Genomic DNA, 17,283 nt, shown 5'->3' with positions numbered 1-17,283 from the left:
TGTCAGGAGCCGTTTGTTGATCCTTCTGAAATGCTTCTTCTTCAATAAATTTCCATCCACCTACCATACTACTCGTCTCCCCGCGTCCTTCCACATAATCATGATAGAATACCAGGTATACATGGATCACTACAAACAGTATAAAGAACCACATGGTCCAGTGATGCACCTGTCTTACCATAATATCTCCACCCAATAAAGTAGGTACCCAGGCAAATAACTTCGGCAACCACCAGTTACTCATAGACGCATACAACCCAAACCCCGTCAGTGATTGAATGCCAAAAGCAATGAAGGTAAAGAAGTAAATAAATCCAGCCAGCGCATTATGTCCCACACTCAGGTGTTCTTTCCCTTTCAGCTGTAAGATGTCGATTTTCAACACCTGCCAGATCTCTTTAAAGAAGAACTTTCCCGTGGGGATAAACTGCTTCCAGTTAGCATACTTATTACCCACAAAACCCCAATACAAACGGAAGATAAAATTGAAGAAGAAAATATATGCTGCAATAAAATGGATAGCTCTCATCCATCCCATTACAAACCGGTTCGATGCCTCCTGGTGACTACTGATCACCAGTGGATTGGAAATGTAAAAGCCGGTGACAATGAGCGCCACCATTACCAATGCATTGAGCCAATGGTACAGTCTTACCGGCAATTCCCATGTATACACACGTCTTAACCGGTGTATATGGACATATTTCTTAGCCATAAGTTCGCATTTATGCTTCTAATACACTCACCCTGTTTATATGATTGCCATGTTCATCGTACAGGTGCACCGCACATGCCAGACATGGATCAAATGAATGCACCGTACGCAGTATTTCCAGCGGTTGTTTTTCATCTGCTACCGGTGTACCCAATAATGCAGACTCATATGCAGACAACTGTCCTTTACTGTCACGTGGAGATGCATTCCAGGTGGTAGGTACTACAAGCTGGTAGTTGGAGATCTTTTTATCTTCAATATTGATCCAGTGTGCGAGCGCACCCCGTGGTGCTTCGGCATGTCCTACACCAATGGCTTTCTTAGGCCAGGTATCAGGGTTGAACATATCCATATTCGCCATACGGGTGTCTCCCTTTTTGATATTATCTACCAGTTGATAGTAGAAGTCCAGCGCCCACTGAGATACCAGCGATGCTTCAAAACCTCTTGCAGCTGTACGACCTAATGTAGATATGAGTGCTGTAGCAGGAATATCCAGTGTTTTCAATGCCCTGTCTACCACCTCTTTGAACTCTTCACGACCTCTGGCATAGCCTACCAGCACTCGTGCCAGTGGCCCCACTTCCATAGCATGTCCCTGCCAGCGGGGTGTTTTTAAATAGCTATAAGCCTGAGACATATCCAGGTGTTCGAACGGTGGCTTAGGACCGGTGTATTTGATTTTGCTTTCTCCTTTCCAGGGATGCAAACCAATATCTTTTCCCCCTTTGTACTCGTACCAGCTATGTGTAATAAATTCCTGTACATCGCCATCGTTTCGTAAGTCGACCTCATAGAGTTTGCCCAGGTCTTTGTTTAAAATTACCCCCGGCGGGAACTTATAAGAAGAGGCATCGCGATACCCATTCCATGGCAGATCGCCATACACCATAAAATTGCCCAGGCCGCCCCCAATGCTACCCCACTCCTTATAATAAGAAGCAATGGCCATCAGGTCAGGAATGTATACCTGCTCGATGAACGTCTTTGCTTCGTCCAGTTTACTTTTCACTAATGACAACCGCTCTGCGTTGATACCGCTTACATCATCCACACCGATGGCACAGGCCATACCACCCACCAGGTAGTTAGGGTGTGGGTTCTTACCACCAAATACCGCCTGTACTTTCACTACTTCTTTCTGCCATTCCAGTGCTTCGAGGTAGTGTGCCAGACCGATCAGGTTCACTTCGGGCGGTAGTTTGTAGGCGGGATGCCCCCAATACCCATTGGAGAAAATACCCAACTGGCCACTGTCTACGAGTTTTTTAATTCTTTTTTGCAAGTCACTAAAATAACCCGGAGAGCTCTTTGGCCATTTGGATATTTTCTGCGCAAGAGCGGATGTCTGTTGCGGATCTGCTTTCAGTGCATTCACAACATCTATCCAGTCCATGGCATGGAGGTGATAAAAATGGACTACGTGATCATGCATAAAAGACGTGCAATACATAATATTGCGTACCAGTTCAGCGTTGGGCGGGATGGTGATGTTCAAAGCGTCTTCTACAGATCTCACAGAAGTGAGCGAGTGTACAGAAGTACACACACCGCATACACGGCCTACGATGGCCCATGCATCGCGGGGATCACGGTTCCGGAGTATTTCTTCCAGCAGGCGGACCATGGTACCGCTACTGTAAGCATCTTTTATTTTTCCATTTTCAATTTCTGCTTCTATGCGAAGGTGTCCTTCAATCCTCGTGACGGGATCTACGACAATTCTTTTGTTCATAATGGTGGAATTTCTCAGTGATCCAATTCTTTTTCTTCTTTTCTGCCTTCATCTTCCAGCATATGGATGTTTTCCTTCTTGCGGATGTTCGTCATCACAGCATGCCCCAATACACCGGCAGCAGTAGCTCCGAGGGCTATACCGCCTACCACATCGGCAGTGGCTTCAATACCGAAGCCTGCAAATGCAGAAGCCCGCTCGTACAAGCGTCCGTTGTCCCAATAATTTTCTTCACTACATCCTATACATCCATGGCCTGACTGGATAGGGAAGCTGGTGCCTCCATTCCATTTCGTAACACCACAGGCATTGTAAGTAACCGGACCTTTACATCCTACCTTATATAAACAATATCCTTTCTTTGCATTTTCGTCGTCAAAGCTTTCCACATACAGCCCCGCATCAAAGAATGGTCTGCGGTAACAGGTATCATGTACGCGCTTGCTATAGAAAGCTTTGGGTCTGCCCAGTGCATCCAGTTGCGGAATGCGGTCAAAGGTGACGAGGTGTACGATTACCCCGGCCATCACTTCGCCGATTGGCGGACAACCAGGTACTTTGATAATAGGTTTTCCTTTCACGAGTTTGTGAATAGGGGTTGCAGCGGTTGGGTTTGGCTTGGCTGCCTGCACACAACCATTACATGCACAGCTACCCCAGGCAATCACTGCTTTGGCACCAGCTGCGGCTTCTTCCAGTATCTGCATGGAGGTTTTGCCACCTATCATGCAGTATACCCCATCTGCTTCTACGGGCACACTACCTTCCACACAAAGGATGTATTCTCCCTTGTATTTATTCATAGTATTGTGCATGGCCTCTTCTGCCTGGAAACCGGATGCAGCCATCAGGGTTTCCGTGTAATCAAGCGATATCTGGTCCAGGAGAATATCGGCAACAATAGGGTGGGAGGACCGGATAAAGCTTTCGCTGCAACAGGTACACTCCTGGAAATGTAACCAGATCACCGGGATCCTGGGCTTACTGGCCATCGACTGGGCGATCTGGCCGACTGCAGACCGTTCCAACCCCATGAAGGCTGCCATCATAGTGGCAAACTTCACGAAGTCACGCCGGCTGTAGCCCTTGTTTTTCATTTCGTCGTAATACGTTAAAGGCTGGCTCATGAGCATATGTTTATCGTCATTGAAGTTACCGAAAACGGCAGGGGCCGGAGATGATAACCATCAGAAATACGGCTGATCCTTGTTACCATTTTTGCGGCAATTCAATCTTTACTTTGAGGGTACAAACGAGCCCAATGAAAAGATCACTATTACTCTCAATCATTTTATTGCCACTTATGGCGTCGGCACATCCCGGTCATGGAACGACTGAAGGCTTTACAATCATTCACTACTTTACAGAATGGAACCATGCTATAATTACATGGCCGGTGATACTGCTGACTATCGGATTAGTAATAAGAGCGAGAAGAACCCGGAATGCATGAGTTGTCCATAGTAATGGGCATCATTGATGTAGTGACGGAATATGCCCAGGGCGCTCCCGTCAAAGAGGTAACACTGGATATTGGCTGCCTCACGACGATCGAGCTGTTTGCCTTTGATATGGCATGGAAACAGGCCATCAAAGGTACGCTACTCGAAAGCGCTGCTTTGGATATTAACCGGATCGAAGGGAAGGCCATGTGCCTGGAGTGTGGAGAAGAATTTACTATTACGGAGGTCTATGATGCCTGTACCGGTTGCGGTAGTCACCTGATCCGGATTGCACAGGGCAAGGAGTTGAAGGTACGTTCATTGATCATTTATTAAATTGAAAGTTATGTGCGCCACTTGTGGATGCGATACACATACACATTCTCATACACATTCTCATTCTCATGATGAGAAACATATAGCTGTAGAGAAGGATGTTTTATATGAGAATAATTTATTAGCGGCAAGGAATCGCGGGTTTTTCGATGCAAAGAACATTCTCGCGGTCAATCTGGTCAGCTCACCGGGTTCAGGAAAGACGACATTATTAGAAAGGACATTGACGGACCTGAAAGAGAAAGTGAGCTTTAGCGTAATTGAAGGAGATCAGCAAACTACCCGTGATGCTGACCGGATACATGCCACTGGAACAAAAGTAGTTCAGATCAATACCGGGAAAGGTTGTCATCTGGATGCGCATATGGTGATGCACGCCTTGCAGGGAATGCACCCGCACGAGGATGGGGTATTGTTCATAGAGAATGTGGGTAACCTGGTTTGCCCTGCCATGTTCGATCTGGGAGAGAAAGAAAGAGTTGTCGTAATGAGTGTGACAGAAGGTGATGACAAGCCGTTGAAATATCCGGATATGTTTCATACATCTCACCTGTGCATTATTAATAAAATAGATTTATTGCCCTATGTCCCTTTTTCTCTTGACAAGGCAATTGCAAATGCAAAGCGGATTAATCCAAAACTGGAAGTGATTACGCTGAGTTGTACATCAGGAGAGGGACTGGATAAATGGTATCAATGGCTGGAATCAAAAAAATCGTGAACTCGTATCATATCCATATCAGCGGTCGTGTACAGGGAGTTGGCTTCCGACCATTCGTGGCCCGGGTAGCAAAAGACCTGCATATACTGGGGGCTGTAAGCAATAGTACTGATGGGGTACACATTGCATTCAACGCCTCGGCAGGAGAAGCAGCTCATTTCTATAACACTATTATTTCGCAACCTCCCGTACATGCCCTGATTACCCATCACCATATGCGACCAGCGCCATTGTTTCCCTTTACAACCTTCACGATTTTACCTGGTACTGTTGCTTCAGCTACCAGCCTTTTACTGACGCCGGATATTGCGCTTTGTGATACCTGCAGGAAGGAATTGAATAATAGTTCCAACCGGCGTTATCAATATGCTTTTACTACCTGTACAAATTGTGGTCCACGGTATTCTATCATGCGGGCATTGCCTTATGAGCGTGAGCATACCAGTATGGCGCACTTACAGCATTGTGCCGATTGTAATGAAGAATACCTGGATAGTGCCGACAGGCGTTTTCATAGCGAAACGAATTCCTGTCCTGAATGTGGTGTGCCTATGTATGGGCCATCCCTGCAGGAAGTAGATGCCTGTCTGCGCAGAGGCGGCATTGTGGCGGTGAAAGGGATAGGCGGCTATTTGCTGCTGTGCGATGTGTCGCAGTCGTCGGCTATGCGTGCAAAGAAAAACAGACCACAAAAACCTTTTGCAGTATTATATCCCACACTTGAGCAAGCTGCAGAAGATGTATATCTCACTGCGCAGGAGTCGCTGGAATTATTAGGACCTGTAGCGCCAGTGGTATTGTGTAAGCTCAAAAAGCCCGCTGAAGGCTTAGCGCCGGGACTGGACAGATTGGGTGTATTATTACCTTATTCACCTTTATTACAACTGATTTCATCGAGATATGGGGGACCGCTGATTGCTACAAGCGCAAATGGAAATGGTGTGCCTATTATTTACAAAGATGAAGATGCGGTAGGCATAGCAGACCTGGTGGTGAGCTTTGACAGGGAGATTATATTTCCGCAGGATGATAGTGTGATCTGCTTTACTACTAAAGGCCGCCGTATTATTCTCAGGGGCGGACGGGGCCTGGCACCTGTGTATTTACACAAGCATAGCAGAGATGGTGCATTGGCCATGGGGGCTGAATTAAAGAGCACATTTGCACTGACCGGCGAAGACTACTGGCTGGTGAGCCAGTACCTGGGCAGCCATGGTACGTTGGAAACCGAAGAGCGATTCGAAGAGACCTTAAAAAAATTATTACAACTATTACATAAACGACCAGTACAAATCCTCACGGATATGCACCCAGGTTATTTTGTTTCCAGGTTGGGAAAACAGATGGCCAGGCTATCCGGCGCTACACTGACGACTATACAGCATCACAAAGCGCATTTTGGGGCTGTACTGGCAGAAAATAACCTGTTACAGCAACGGCATCCTGTGTTGGGCATTATATGGGATGGTGCCGGTTATGGTGAAGATGAACAGATATGGGGTGGGGAAGTTTTTGTATATAAAGAAGGTCAGATGAAGCGGGTGGGACACCTTGATTATTTTCCTCAGTTAATGGGAGACAAAATGAACAAAGAACCACGGTTGTCGGCATTGGCTTTATTGCAAAACTTCCCCGGGCGGCACGGCATAATCAGGCATTATTTTACTGACCAGGAGTGGCGGTATTATCACCAGTTGCTACACGGGCATATTGCATTAAAGACCAGTAGCATGGGGCGTTTGCTGGATGGTGTGGCTGCGATACTGGGTGTGACAGGTATCAATACCTATGAAGGTGAGGCGGTAATGAAGATGGAAGCAGGTATTGGTGATGTAGTTACACATACTTATTATGACATGCCTATTCATGGTGAAGTGATACAGTGGCGCCCACTAATTTTGGGTGTGATGGATGATGTGGAAAGAGGAATGGATAAAAGAGAAATCGCGTATAAAGTGTATTATTCTTTAGCGCATTTAGTGACAAAATTGAAGTTGCATTTTCAGACAGAGAAGGTGGCATTCAGTGGCGGCGTATTTCAGAGCCCGTTGCTATCAGGAATGATGCAGGGACACTTTCACAGAATGCTGAGTCCGAATGATGAATGTATTGCAGCTGGTCAGCTGGCTTGCTTTAGTATACAAAACGATTAATTTATGTGCCTGGCTATACCCGGAAAAGTCATTGCCATTCATGAAGGCGAAGATGCATTGTTCAGAAAGGGCAAAGTCTCTTTCAGTGGAATTACACGGGAAGTAAGTCTTTGTATGGTGCCTGAGGTGGCCCTGGGCGATTATGTGCTGGTGCATGTAGGAGTGGCTATTGGTGTGGTAAATGAGGAGGAGGCAAAGCAAATCTTCTCCTATCTTGAACAAATGGGAGACCTGGAGGAACTGTTATGAAATACATCAGTGAATACCGCGATCCACAGCTGGTAAAAAAATATCTGCATGAGTTGTTCCGCGTCACAACGCGGCCATGGACGCTTATGGAAATCTGCGGCGGACAAACGCATAGCCTGGTGAAGAATGGTTTGCTGGATATGCTGCCGCCACAGATCAATATGGTGCATGGTCCCGGATGCCCGGTATGTGTAACGAGTGTGAGTGTGCTGGACGAAGCCCTGTGGCTGGCGCAGCAACCGGATGTGATCTTCTGTTCATTTGGCGATATGCTGCGGGTGCCGGGATCAACACAGAGCTTGCTGCATGCCAAGGCGGCGGGAGCAGATGTACGTATTTTGTATTCTCCTTTGGAAGCCGTGCAATTGGCTGTGGAAAATCCTACCAAAGAGGTGGTATTCTTTGCAGTTGGTTTTGAAACGACTGCCCCGGCAAATGCACTTTCTGTGGTACAGGCGGCGGCAAGAGGTGTTGCTAATTATAGTATCCTCGCTTCGCATGTATTGGTACCACCTGCTATGGAAGCGATTTTAGGGGATCCGGATAATTTGATTGATGGTTTCCTGGCTGCAGGGCATGTGTGTACCATCATGGGTACGACAGAGTATGACCCTATTGCGGCAAAATATAAAGTGCCTATTGTGGTTACCGGTTTTGAACCGGCAGATTTGTTGCAGGGAATTTTGATGACGGTATCACAGTTAGAGAAAGGTACGTATAAAGTAGAAAATCAGTATGCACGCATGGTAGCGCGAGAGGGGAATGCGATGGCGATGAAGGCGATCCATGAGGTGTTTGATGTGAGCGATAGAATGTGGCGGGGAATAGGTTCTATACCTGAAAGTGGGTATGAAGTGAAGGAAGCTTACAAACAATATAATGCAAGGGTGAAGTTTAATATACATTTACCTGTTAGAGAGGAAGACCCTGATTGTATTAGTGGTGATATAATGCGGGGACATAAAAAACCGGTGCAATGTCCTGCCTTTGGGGGCAGGTGCAGACCAGAGCATCCGTTGGGGGCGCCGATGGTAAGCAGTGAGGGGGCATGTGCCGCTTATTACCAATATAAAAGTTCAGTATGCAGTTAACTTGTCCTTTACCTTCTACTGGTGTTGGTGAGATCATTACTTTGGGTCATGGTAGTGGTGGATTGATGACACATCAGTTGTTACAAACAGAGGTGTTTGATTTATTACACAATGACTGGCTGGATCAGCAGCATGATGGGGCTACTTTTTCATTGAATGGAAAGGTGGCTTTCAGTACGGATAGTTATGTGGTGTCTCCTTTGTTTTTCCCTGGGGGGAATATTGGGGATCTCGCTATCAATGGTACGGTCAATGACCTGGCGATGTGTGGGGCAATGGCAAGGTACCTGTCATTATCTTTTATTATTGAAGAGGGGTTGGAGATAGCTTTGTTCAGGAAGGTGCTGCAGCATATTAAAGAAGCTGCGCAGGCAGCAGGTGTGGCAATAGTGACGGGCGATACGAAGGTGGTGGAGAGAGGCAAAGGCGATCAGTTGTTTATTAATACTTCAGGTATTGGACATATACATCCGCGTGCGCAGATTCATCATAACAGGATTGTGCCGGGGGATGTGGTGATAGTGAGTGGTGAGATTGCGGCGCATGGTATGGCGATTATGAGTGTGCGGAAGGGATTGGAGTTTGAGACGGAGGTGTGTAGTGATACGAGGCCATTGCATGCGATGGTGGCGAAGTTGCTGGATTGTTTTGGGGAACAGATTAAGTTTTTGCGTGATCCGACCAGGGGTGGACTGGCGTCTGTGTTGAATGAAATGACGGAGGCAACGAAGTTGGGAGTGATGATGGATGAGAATAGTTTGCCGGTGAATGAGCAGGTGGCGGCGGCTTGCGAGATGTTGGGGCTGGATCCGCTGTATGTGGCGAATGAGGGGATTATGGTGGCGATAGTGAGTGCAGCGGTGGCACCTTCTCTTTTAGCTGCATTGCATCAAATAAAAGGTGGAGAGCAGGCCGCGATTATTGGAAAGGTTACGAAGGAGCATGCGGGGAAAGTGGTGTTGGAGAGTAGGATTGGTGGGCATAGAGTGGTGAATTTTTTGCCGGGAGAGCAGTTGCCGAGAATTTGCTAGTAAATGCCAATGTATTTTAACATGACCTGAAAGTCTTCAACATGGAACCCTTCGAGCGTGGTGAGTTTCCACCTTACGGCGTTATTAGCAGAGATAGTGAGCACATAATGTTCCGTTTTTTGACCTCTGTTGCCGGTACGCGTGTACATATCAAGATTAAAGCGGCAGGCACTTACCGGAAGCGAATCATATTTTGTTCGGAAGGTTTGAAAATATTTTACGGTTAATGTATTCCCTTTTATTGAGACTGATTTAGGAAAACGGTATTTCAATACAATCAACCAGAGTACAATGCCAAATACCGGGAAGAGAGCCAGCCACCTGAATTTATGCATGTGGAAAGCGATGAGGATGAAGATAATGGCAAAGCCAATGGTAAAGAGATATAAGTCAATAAATTTGTTCGATGATTTAATTTCCATAGGAGTATTTCTTGGGTTTCATCCCTATATGTTTTTCAAACAGTCTTGTAAAATGACTGAGATTACTAAAGCCTAATTTGTACCCCGCTTCAGATACAGATAGTTGTTGTTCTTTAATTAGGTACGCCGCTTCCTTCATTCTCAGTGTTTGATAATAATTGTAGATACTATCCCCAAAGATCTGTTTAAATAAGCGTTGGATTTTACTTTCACTCATACCGGCTTGTTGGGCCAGCAATTTGACATCGGGCGTAATACCCAGGTCTTTAATAATTTCATTTCTTACACTGTAAATGAGTTTTACATCTTCTCCATTCAGGGCATAAGAGGTGGTGTGTTGTCGTTTTTGTAAATCTACAAAGAAAAGGTATATCAGTTCTTCTGCCTTAAGGCGGAGGTAGAAATTTAATAGCGCCTGCGGTGCATGGGGAGTAATGATCTCTGCTGCTACGTTCTGAATTTCAGGCGAGATGATTTCTTCGTAAAGATAGGAGTGTTGTTGTAGCAGGGAATGATCATGCATCAATTCTTTGAGCAGGTTGCCTTCGATGGAGATCATGATGGTGCTGATGAGGGTATTGGCAGGAAATATGACTTCCATGGGCAGGTTGGGGGATGGCAGCTGAACGGCTGGCAAAAGACGGATGTCTCCCCTTCGGGGTTGGGTATTGTGAAAAGCGAGGGTGAGGGTACCGGGAGATTCTCCGCCACGGCTTCTTCTGAATATTAGTTCTTCTTTGAGTTCGTAATGATGGAGCATCATGCGCAGGTTAGGCCCGAAGTCAAACCCTTTCATGTATCCCTTGCCCAGGGAGGGGGGCAGGGAAATATGGCCTTTGGCTTCGACGGTACTGCCGGTAGCGTCTGCGAATGCCCGCATGGCGCCAGTGCGTTCGGTGGAATTGAACTCGAAGATCATGTTTTGACTGATTAGGACTATTTTTTGCCCCAAGTTAGCTATTTTATGCGGATGGCGTTACGGAACTTTGTGTTATTAAACACGAAATTCTATGAAAAAAATAGCCATTGTAGGTGGAGGTCCCGGTGGATTGACATTAGCTCGTTTGTTGCAGGTAAAGGGTGTCTCGTCTGTAAAAGTATATGAAAGAGATGCTGATAAGAATGCACGGGTACAGGGTGCAACTTTGGATCTGCACGAAGAGTCTGGCCTGGCAGCATTGCGGGAAGCCGGTTTGATGGAGGCGTTTATTGCTAACTATCGTCCGGGGGCTGATAAGATCAGGATTGTGGATAAGGAGGCGAATATAATAGTGGATGAGCATGCAGGAGAGAAAGAAGAAAACAGGCCGGAGATAGACAGAGGGCCGTTAAGAAAGATCCTGTTAGAGTCATTGTCTGCAGATACGGTAGTGTGGGATAGCCAGTTTGCAGGGATGGAGAAAAGTGGTGATGGATGGATGCTGCGTTTTAAAAACGGAACGACAGCCTATGCGGATATTGTAGTGGGAGCTGATGGAGCTAATTCTAAAATAAGGTCCTATTTAACCCCCATACAACCATTTTTCGTAGGGATGACAGCTCTAGAAGGAAGTGTGTATGAAGCGGAGAAATTGGTGCCAGAGATGTTTGAATTAGTAAAGGGCGGAAAGTTGTTCATCTTTGGGGATAGCAAGACACTGATTGTAAGTGCAAAGGGCGATGGAACATTGTCTTTTTATGCAGGGTTTAAATCTTCGGCTGACTGGGTATTAAAAGGAGATGTATTGGATTGGTATAAATCTGAGTTCAATGAATGGGCGCCCATATATGAAACATTGTTTGCGAATGTTTCAGGCGGATTTATACCAAGGCCACAGTATTGTATGCCCTTGGATCAGAATTGGGAGGCATTGCCAAACCTGACCATGCTGGGCGATGCTGCGCACCTGATGCCGCCCTATGCAGGAGAAGGGGTGAATATGGCAATGCTGGATGCGTTGGAGTTGAGTCGTTGTTTAACGGAGGAACACGATACGCATGCGGCAATTGCAAAGTATGAGAAGGAGATGCGGGCGCGGGCTTCGGCTACAGCAGCGATGACGTTGGAGCAGACGGAGAGGTTGCATAGTCCGGAGGCGATCAGGAAGATGCTTGGAGTAATAGGAATGGAATATAGTGGTATGGCATAATCCGGATGTGATAAAGAATATGAAAGAGAATATATCATTAATAAATGAATCTTCTGAGAATCGCATAAATGCCTACCTGCCCCCGAATAAAAAAAGCCCGTATCTTACTTTGATACGGGCTCTTGAAAATTATTTTGATCTTAACAATTCTATAGGAAATGGATGCTCTTTCATGAAACGCTTAGCCTCTTCGATTTGCTTCTGAAAGAAGGGGCTATTCTTCACATCTTCATCAGTAAAACTGAGCTTTCCTATAACAGGTTTTTCTCTTTTAGATGGTTTTTTGCTAGGTTTTAAAGCCATAAATGTTTCCATTTTATTCGAATTTACTATTTTTTTTTGTTAATAAGAAAGCATTGTAATTTTTACAAGATTCGATTTTGTGCCATTCATCGTCTTTAAACCCGTATATATTAAACTGTGACTCAATTTCTTTTTTAATGGCATTAATCCCCATTTGATATAGTCTGGTCCTGGCAGGTGTACTACCGACTGCCCGGATTGCTACGTCATCATAGTGAGACATTATGTCCAATACACTACTTGCCACTGTAGCTAATACTTTTTCCCGATCTGCATTATTGGATACGGATATATCACTGAACGTATTGTCAGTTTCATTCAAATCTCCAAATCCCAGATTTAGTACTGGAGTTCCATCTTTGAGTTTCCCAATTTCAGAATAAACAATTGTTTTGTTGATGATGCCATTTGGGCCATGACTTTGAAACTCGAATTTGGCAAGGCTATCGTCGGCTTTATAAGGATATTTTTCTTTCTGCATACTACACACGAATGTAGGGCCCAGACCACATTCATTCGCTGTTCACTTTCGTTCATTTTCATCCCTCAATAAACATTCACTCAAAATGAAAATGCCTCGCTAAAAAGGAGGCACACACCATCACCCCAATCCCCACCATCATCACCACTCCCGCCCGCAACAACCAATACACCACCATCGGCGTCCCACTCCCCCAAAAATAAGCCATCACACACTGCGTCATCAATATCACCTCATTCGCTATCACTCCCGTCACAAATATCACCAACCCCACCTTATTCGCCTTCACCAACTTATTCAATATCAAAAACCCTAAAATCAAAAACGAAACAAACCCCAGCACCACCAAATGCAAATACCCAATCACCACTGGTCTGAACCCATAAGCAAACCTTCCCAACGCTGTCACCAACGTCAACACCTGCAATACAATTTTAATGATAAACGCCAGTGAAGCCAACACCCACAACGGATGTAAATGCTTTATCACCGGCACCGCCAGTATCAAAAACACCAACGCGGCCAACTGTATCATACCTGCCGCTCCGGCTATCGTATAAACCCATCCTGCCGGATGTGACCACAACAAGGATAAACAATACGCCGGTACACAGGCAATCGCCATCAATATTACAAACACCTTACTGAAGTTAGGCGCCAGGTAAATATGAAACCTCGGCGCCGCCCAAAAGAACAATGCCATTACCGCAAATGTGAACCAGCCATTATATTGAAAATGCAGATAGAAGTAAATAGCATTATTGTAATACACCATATCCCCCTTGCCAAAAGCCAGCATAAATGGCCCGGCACTGGATAACAGTAAAAATGCAAGCGCTAGTTTTAAACAAGGCTTTACCAACGGGGGAAAACTGATCTCACTGATGTCATTCAAATATGCAATAGCAAACCAATAACTAAACACCACTGACAATGCTGAAAATGCAATTGACACAGGTCCATATCCCTGTATCGCAAAACTGATCAGCATACCAAAGCTCGCTACCTGGTTTAGCCAAAACTGGTACGCATATATTTTCCTGTAAGGAATCAGGTAAACAAAGCAGGTAAATAATACCGTCGTTACCCATCCTGAAAATGCAAAATGAGAATGTGCGTGCAACAGGTATTTATAATCCAGCACCGGCAGGGAAAAAGCACCCTTATATCTTAGTATCACCCCAAGGATCGATACTACCAGTAAATTCACCAGGGACAAATACGTCCATTTCTTAATTGTCTCAGACATACACCTTCCCTTTATTCACCACCAAATCCCCCTTCTTATACATCGTCCTGATCGTCCGGATCACCGTCTCCACCCTCAATCCCGTCATATCTGCCACCTGCTGCCTTGTCAATGAAACACGCAACCGCCCATACAACAATTCCGGCACCGTATGCCTCTTCAGCACCCCCCTTATCAGCACAGCAGGTTCACTACAAGTCATCTCTCTTGACAAAATAGTCTTCTGTCTCAGCCTGGTAGCCAGCAATGTGGTAAAAGCAAAATGAATGTCCGGATTTTCTTTTAGTAACCGGATAAAATCGGGCTTGGGCAATCGTAATATAACACTATCGCTATCAGCTACGGCAGCGGCCGGATACCCCATGCCGGTAAAAAGTGGCGGTTCCCCGAAGGACTCTCCATCTCCAAATATCCCCTGTATAAACTCTTTTCCATTGGCCCCGGTATTTACCATCCGTACTGTCCCGGATTCAACCTGGTAATAAAAGTGCGCTTCTTCCCCCTCGGTAAAGATTACCCGGCCTTTTTCTGCTGTCAGGCAAATGGCGCCCCATTCCCGCAACAGGTCGGTGTGGATGATCATTGTGAACGGTTTAATAACTATCCCAAAGCTATCCCGACCTGTCATGGTGATAAATGATCTTCAGCAGGTTTTCTGATGATTGATATCAAGCCTGCTTTTATGATTTGGATCATAACTTCGAGCCTCCAACTGGCGTAATGTTGTAATCAGGAATTGTCAGAACACAATCTTTAATAAATGAAAAAGTATGTTTACACCGCAGTGCTGCTGGGACTCACCTGGGCCTGCTCAAACAACAGCCAGCCTCCTAAGGAGGATTCTTCGGCACCTGTAGTTGAAGACAACAGTCTTGCGAATTCCACGTCTGCATCTGCTGCAGCATACGATTCCATCAAGGGGGCAGGGAAATTTACTAATGTAGAGCTGAGTGCCACATTAGATCAGAAAAGCGTTGCCGCAGGCAAAACAGTGTATGATTTAAAATGCGCGGCCTGCCATAAGTTAACTGATGAAAAGCTGGTGGGACCCGGCTGGAAAGGTATTACGAAGAGAAAATCTCCTGAATGGATTATGAACTTCGTGACTAACACTGATGAGATGATCGACAAAGATCCTCACGCACAGGCAATGCTGGCAGTATGCATGGTTCGTATGCCTAACCAGCACCTGACAGATGAGGAAACAAAAGACGTATTTGAATTTATGCGTAACAATGATTCATCTAAATAGTAATTCTATGCGGTTAAGTTCAATAGCGTTGCTCCTCGTAGCATTCGCATCCTGTAAGCCTCGCAACGAAGCCGGTGCCATCACTGCTGGTGCTGCTGAAAAGGTTTACGTAGCACCGGGTAAATACGACGAGTTCTACAACTTCGTATCCGGTGGCTTTAATGGTCAGGTGTCTGTTTATGGCCTTCCTTCAGGCCGTTTGCTCAAGATTATCCCTGTATTCTCTGTAATGCCTGAAAATGGTTATGGATACAGCGAAGAAACCAAACCAATGCTGGAAACCTCCCACGGTTCCCTGCCATGGGATGACCAGCACCACCTGGAACTGTCTCAAAAAGATGGTACCCCCGATGGCCGCTGGCTCTTTGCTAACGCCAACAACACACCAAGGGTGGCACGTATCAACCTCGCTACATTCAGAACTGAAGAAATACTCGAGCTGCCTAACAGCGCCGGTAACCACTCTTCTCCTTTCTGTACAGAAAATACAGAATACGTAGTAGCTGGTACCCGTTTCAGCGTACCTATTGGCGACAACCAGGATGTGCCTATCGCTTCTTACAAGAAGTCTTTCAATGGTACCGTGAGCTTTATTAAAGTTGATTCCAGCAATGGCCGTATGTCTCTGGCTTTCCAGTTGCTGACCCCTGCTATCAACTTTGACCTGAGCCATGCCGGTAAAGGTAAAAGCCACGACTGGTTCTTCTTCTCCTGCTACAACGTAGAACAGGCGCATACCCTGCTTGAAGTTAACGCTTCTCAGCGTGATAAAGACTTCATCATGGCTGTGAACTGGAAAAAAGCAGAAGAATACATCCGGAATAACAAAGGCACGCTGAAAAACTCCCGTTATGCACACAACGTGTATGATGAGAAAACACACAGCGCGACTTCCACCATCGAAAGCAAGGTGCTGACACTGGACCCTTCCCAACTGAAGGATTTCGTGTACTTCATTCCTTGTCCTAAATCTCCACACGGTTGCGATATCGACCCAACCGGTGAATATATCGTAGGTAGCGGTAAACTGGCTGCACTGATTCCTGTATTCTCTTTCACCAAGCTGATGGCTGCGATCGAGAAGAAAGATTTCGATGGCGACTATCAGGGTATCCCTGTTGTTAAATACGAATCTGCCCTGTACGGTGAAGTACAGAAACCAGGCCTTGGTCCTTTGCATACTGAGTTCGACGGAAAAGGTAATGCGTATACTTCCTTCTTCGTTTCTTCCGAAGTGGTGAAATGGAACATCAAAGACCTGAAAGTAATCGACAGGAAACCTACTTTCTATTCCGTAGGTCACCTGTGTATTCCAGGTGGTGATACCAAACATCCTTTTGGTAAATACCTGATTGCATATAACAAAATCACAAAAGACCGCTATCTGCCTACAGGTCCTGAGTTGGCTCAAAGTGCACAACTGTACGATATCTCAGGCGATAAAATGGAACTGATCCTGGATTTCCCTACCGTAGGTGAACCTCACTATGCACAGGCACTGCCTGCTGATCTGGTCAAAAATAACTCCGTGAAGTATTTCAAGATCGATGAAAACAAGCATGCTTACGTGACCAAAGGTGAGAAAGAAGCGAAGGTAGTACGTGAAGGTAACAAGGTACATGTGTATATCACTGCTATCCGTTCCCACTTTACACCTGACAACATTGAAGGTGTGCGTGTAGGAGACGAAGTATACTTCCATGTTACTAACCTGGAGCAGGATTGGGATATTCCACACGGTTTTGCTGTGAAAGGTGCTGCAAATGCAGAAATTCTGATCATGCCTGGCGAAACCTGTACACTGAAGTGGGTACCAGATGCAGAAGGCGTTTTCCCTATCTACTGTACTGACTTCTGTAGCGCGCTGCACCAGGAAATGCAGGGTTATGTACGTGTATCTAAAGCTGGTGCAAACACACCGCTCAAGTACGGTACTAACCTGCCCGATAGTGCAGTAGCGAAAAACTAAACTGA

The 17,283-nt window shown here is 45.8% G+C and carries 19 protein-coding genes; 10 read left to right on the top strand and 9 right to left on the bottom strand.

Translation table 11 applies throughout. From position 1 onward, the window contains the following. The 3 genes from cybH to ABDW16_RS21320 form a co-directional block, all read right to left on the bottom strand. On the bottom strand, nucleotides 1–715 hold a 715-nt coding region (gene cybH / locus ABDW16_RS21330; RefSeq protein WP_343672525.1), incomplete at its 3' end, for a Ni/Fe-hydrogenase, b-type cytochrome subunit. Between the two features lie 10 nt (nucleotides 716–725). After that, nucleotides 726–2,450: a nickel-dependent hydrogenase large subunit gene (locus ABDW16_RS21325; protein WP_343672523.1), complete on the bottom strand. Its 1,725-nt coding sequence runs from the start codon at nucleotides 2,448–2,450 to the stop codon at nucleotides 726–728. 14 nt (nucleotides 2,451–2,464) lie between these two features. Continuing rightward, complete coding sequence (locus tag ABDW16_RS21320; RefSeq protein WP_343672522.1) at nucleotides 2,465–3,577, bottom strand: hydrogenase small subunit; 1,113 nt, start codon at nucleotides 3,575–3,577, stop codon at nucleotides 2,465–2,467. A 134-nt stretch (nucleotides 3,578–3,711) separates the two neighbouring features. Here ABDW16_RS21320 and ABDW16_RS21315 point away from each other — a divergent pair, with 134 nt between their 5' ends. Genes ABDW16_RS21315 through hypE form a run of 7 tightly spaced genes read left to right on the top strand, consistent with a single transcriptional unit; the run spans nucleotide 3,712 to nucleotide 9,473 of the window. Further along, nucleotides 3,712–3,903, top strand: coding sequence for a hypothetical protein (locus tag ABDW16_RS21315; RefSeq protein WP_343672521.1), 192 nt, complete (start codon nucleotides 3,712–3,714; stop codon nucleotides 3,901–3,903). Next, a complete protein-coding gene (locus tag ABDW16_RS21310) occupies nucleotides 3,896–4,228 on the top strand; it encodes a hydrogenase maturation nickel metallochaperone HypA (protein ID WP_343672519.1) in 333 nt (110 codons plus the stop codon). The genes ABDW16_RS21315 and ABDW16_RS21310 overlap by 8 nt, the downstream gene beginning before the upstream one ends. A gap of 10 nt (nucleotides 4,229–4,238) precedes the next feature. Further along, on the top strand, nucleotides 4,239–4,949 hold the full coding sequence (hypB, locus tag ABDW16_RS21305) for a hydrogenase nickel incorporation protein HypB (RefSeq protein ID WP_343672517.1): 711 nt from the start codon (nucleotides 4,239–4,241) through the stop codon (nucleotides 4,947–4,949). After that, on the top strand, nucleotides 4,925–7,102 hold the full coding sequence (hypF, locus tag ABDW16_RS21300) for a carbamoyltransferase HypF (protein ID WP_343672516.1): 2,178 nt from the start codon (nucleotides 4,925–4,927) through the stop codon (nucleotides 7,100–7,102). The genes hypB and hypF overlap by 25 nt, the downstream gene beginning before the upstream one ends. Before the next feature lie 3 nt (nucleotides 7,103–7,105). Then, a complete protein-coding gene (locus tag ABDW16_RS21295) occupies nucleotides 7,106–7,351 on the top strand; it encodes a HypC/HybG/HupF family hydrogenase formation chaperone (RefSeq protein ID WP_343672515.1) in 246 nt (81 codons plus the stop codon). Further along, nucleotides 7,348–8,442 carry a hydrogenase formation protein HypD gene (gene hypD / locus ABDW16_RS21290; protein ID WP_343672514.1) on the top strand — a complete coding sequence of 365 codons (1,095 nt, stop codon included), beginning with the start codon at nucleotides 7,348–7,350 and terminating at the stop codon, nucleotides 8,440–8,442. The genes ABDW16_RS21295 and hypD overlap by 4 nt, the downstream gene beginning before the upstream one ends. Next, nucleotides 8,433–9,473, top strand: coding sequence for a hydrogenase expression/formation protein HypE (hypE, locus tag ABDW16_RS21285; protein WP_343672513.1), 1,041 nt, complete (start codon nucleotides 8,433–8,435; stop codon nucleotides 9,471–9,473). Before hypD ends, hypE begins: the two co-directional genes overlap by 10 nt. On the opposite strand, the gene ABDW16_RS21280 is transcribed toward hypE, so the two are convergent. Both ABDW16_RS21280 and ABDW16_RS21275 read right to left on the bottom strand, forming a co-directional pair. Beyond that, nucleotides 9,470–9,895 (bottom strand): hypothetical protein, encoded by a 426-nt coding sequence (locus ABDW16_RS21280; RefSeq protein ID WP_343672512.1) that lies wholly within the window; start codon nucleotides 9,893–9,895, stop codon nucleotides 9,470–9,472. The genes hypE and ABDW16_RS21280 overlap by 4 nt on opposite strands. Beyond that, the gene (locus tag ABDW16_RS21275; protein WP_343672510.1) at nucleotides 9,885–10,814 is read right to left on the bottom strand and encodes an AraC family transcriptional regulator; all 930 of its coding nucleotides are present in this window, start codon (nucleotides 10,812–10,814) and stop codon (nucleotides 9,885–9,887) included. Before ABDW16_RS21275 ends, ABDW16_RS21280 begins: the two co-directional genes overlap by 11 nt. Before the next feature lie 91 nt (nucleotides 10,815–10,905). Between ABDW16_RS21275 and ABDW16_RS21270 the strand changes: the two genes are divergently transcribed. Continuing rightward, complete coding sequence (locus ABDW16_RS21270) at nucleotides 10,906–12,024, top strand: NAD(P)/FAD-dependent oxidoreductase (protein ID WP_343672509.1); 1,119 nt, start codon at nucleotides 10,906–10,908, stop codon at nucleotides 12,022–12,024. A gap of 129 nt (nucleotides 12,025–12,153) precedes the next feature. Here the strand turns inward: ABDW16_RS21270 and ABDW16_RS21265 are convergent, their stop codons facing one another. The 4 genes from ABDW16_RS21265 to ABDW16_RS21250 all read right to left on the bottom strand — a co-directional run bounded on the left by ABDW16_RS21265 (nucleotide 12,154) and on the right by ABDW16_RS21250 (nucleotide 14,640). Then, nucleotides 12,154–12,339: a hypothetical protein gene (locus tag ABDW16_RS21265; protein ID WP_343672507.1), complete on the bottom strand. Its 186-nt coding sequence runs from the start codon at nucleotides 12,337–12,339 to the stop codon at nucleotides 12,154–12,156. A gap of 1 nt (nucleotide 12,340) precedes the next feature. Beyond that, complete coding sequence (locus ABDW16_RS21260) at nucleotides 12,341–12,808, bottom strand: hypothetical protein (RefSeq protein ID WP_343672506.1); 468 nt, start codon at nucleotides 12,806–12,808, stop codon at nucleotides 12,341–12,343. A 76-nt stretch (nucleotides 12,809–12,884) separates the two neighbouring features. Beyond that, nucleotides 12,885–14,057, bottom strand: a complete 1,173-nt coding sequence (locus ABDW16_RS21255; RefSeq protein WP_343672504.1) for a hypothetical protein — start codon at nucleotides 14,055–14,057, stop codon at nucleotides 12,885–12,887. After that, the gene (locus tag ABDW16_RS21250) at nucleotides 14,050–14,640 is read right to left on the bottom strand and encodes a Crp/Fnr family transcriptional regulator (protein ID WP_343672503.1); all 591 of its coding nucleotides are present in this window, start codon (nucleotides 14,638–14,640) and stop codon (nucleotides 14,050–14,052) included. Before ABDW16_RS21250 ends, ABDW16_RS21255 begins: the two co-directional genes overlap by 8 nt. Before the next feature lie 177 nt (nucleotides 14,641–14,817). Here ABDW16_RS21250 and ABDW16_RS21245 point away from each other — a divergent pair, with 177 nt between their 5' ends. Beyond that, nucleotides 14,818–15,309 (top strand): cytochrome c, encoded by a 492-nt coding sequence (locus ABDW16_RS21245; protein ID WP_343672502.1) that lies wholly within the window; start codon nucleotides 14,818–14,820, stop codon nucleotides 15,307–15,309. A 7-nt stretch (nucleotides 15,310–15,316) separates the two neighbouring features. Then, a complete protein-coding gene (gene nosZ, locus ABDW16_RS21240) occupies nucleotides 15,317–17,278 on the top strand; it encodes a Sec-dependent nitrous-oxide reductase (RefSeq protein WP_343672500.1) in 1,962 nt (653 codons plus the stop codon). Nucleotides 17,279–17,283: the final 5 nt, after the last annotated feature.

The organism is Chitinophaga sp. (genome assembly GCF_039596135.1).
Lineage (GTDB): Bacteria > Bacteroidota > Bacteroidia > Chitinophagales > Chitinophagaceae > Chitinophaga.
The sequence above is the reverse complement of the archived record's forward strand: the minus strand, read 5'-3'. Positions and strand labels throughout refer to the sequence as shown.

What these genes read in the sequence shown, in the direction of transcription:
- ABDW16_RS21280 (WP_343672512.1), bottom strand. Translation starts at nt 9,895, where the DNA reads ATGGAAATTAAATCATCGAACAAATTTATTGACTTATATCTCTTTACC.
- ABDW16_RS21310 (WP_343672519.1), top strand. Translation starts at nt 3,896, where the DNA reads ATGCATGAGTTGTCCATAGTAATGGGCATCATTGATGTAGTGACGGAA.
- hypF (WP_343672516.1), top strand. Translation starts at nt 4,925, where the DNA reads ATGGCTGGAATCAAAAAAATCGTGAACTCGTATCATATCCATATCAGC.
- ABDW16_RS21255 (WP_343672504.1), bottom strand. Translation starts at nt 14,057, where the DNA reads ATGTCTGAGACAATTAAGAAATGGACGTATTTGTCCCTGGTGAATTTA.
- nosZ (WP_343672500.1), top strand. Translation starts at nt 15,317, where the DNA reads ATGCGGTTAAGTTCAATAGCGTTGCTCCTCGTAGCATTCGCATCCTGT.
- ABDW16_RS21315 (WP_343672521.1), top strand. Translation starts at nt 3,712, where the DNA reads ATGAAAAGATCACTATTACTCTCAATCATTTTATTGCCACTTATGGCG.
- ABDW16_RS21270 (WP_343672509.1), top strand. Translation starts at nt 10,906, where the DNA reads ATGAAAAAAATAGCCATTGTAGGTGGAGGTCCCGGTGGATTGACATTA.
- ABDW16_RS21245 (WP_343672502.1), top strand. Translation starts at nt 14,818, where the DNA reads ATGAAAAAGTATGTTTACACCGCAGTGCTGCTGGGACTCACCTGGGCC.
- ABDW16_RS21250 (WP_343672503.1), bottom strand. Translation starts at nt 14,640, where the DNA reads ATGATCATCCACACCGACCTGTTGCGGGAATGGGGCGCCATTTGCCTG.
- ABDW16_RS21325 (WP_343672523.1), bottom strand. Translation starts at nt 2,450, where the DNA reads ATGAACAAAAGAATTGTCGTAGATCCCGTCACGAGGATTGAAGGACAC.
- hypD (WP_343672514.1), top strand. Translation starts at nt 7,348, where the DNA reads ATGAAATACATCAGTGAATACCGCGATCCACAGCTGGTAAAAAAATAT.
- ABDW16_RS21320 (WP_343672522.1), bottom strand. Translation starts at nt 3,577, where the DNA reads ATGAGCCAGCCTTTAACGTATTACGACGAAATGAAAAACAAGGGCTAC.
- ABDW16_RS21295 (WP_343672515.1), top strand. Translation starts at nt 7,106, where the DNA reads ATGTGCCTGGCTATACCCGGAAAAGTCATTGCCATTCATGAAGGCGAA.
- hypB (WP_343672517.1), top strand. Translation starts at nt 4,239, where the DNA reads ATGTGCGCCACTTGTGGATGCGATACACATACACATTCTCATACACAT.
- hypE (WP_343672513.1), top strand. Translation starts at nt 8,433, where the DNA reads ATGCAGTTAACTTGTCCTTTACCTTCTACTGGTGTTGGTGAGATCATT.
- ABDW16_RS21260 (WP_343672506.1), bottom strand. Translation starts at nt 12,808, where the DNA reads ATGCAGAAAGAAAAATATCCTTATAAAGCCGACGATAGCCTTGCCAAA.
- ABDW16_RS21275 (WP_343672510.1), bottom strand. Translation starts at nt 10,814, where the DNA reads ATGATCTTCGAGTTCAATTCCACCGAACGCACTGGCGCCATGCGGGCA.
- ABDW16_RS21265 (WP_343672507.1), bottom strand. Translation starts at nt 12,339, where the DNA reads ATGGAAACATTTATGGCTTTAAAACCTAGCAAAAAACCATCTAAAAGA.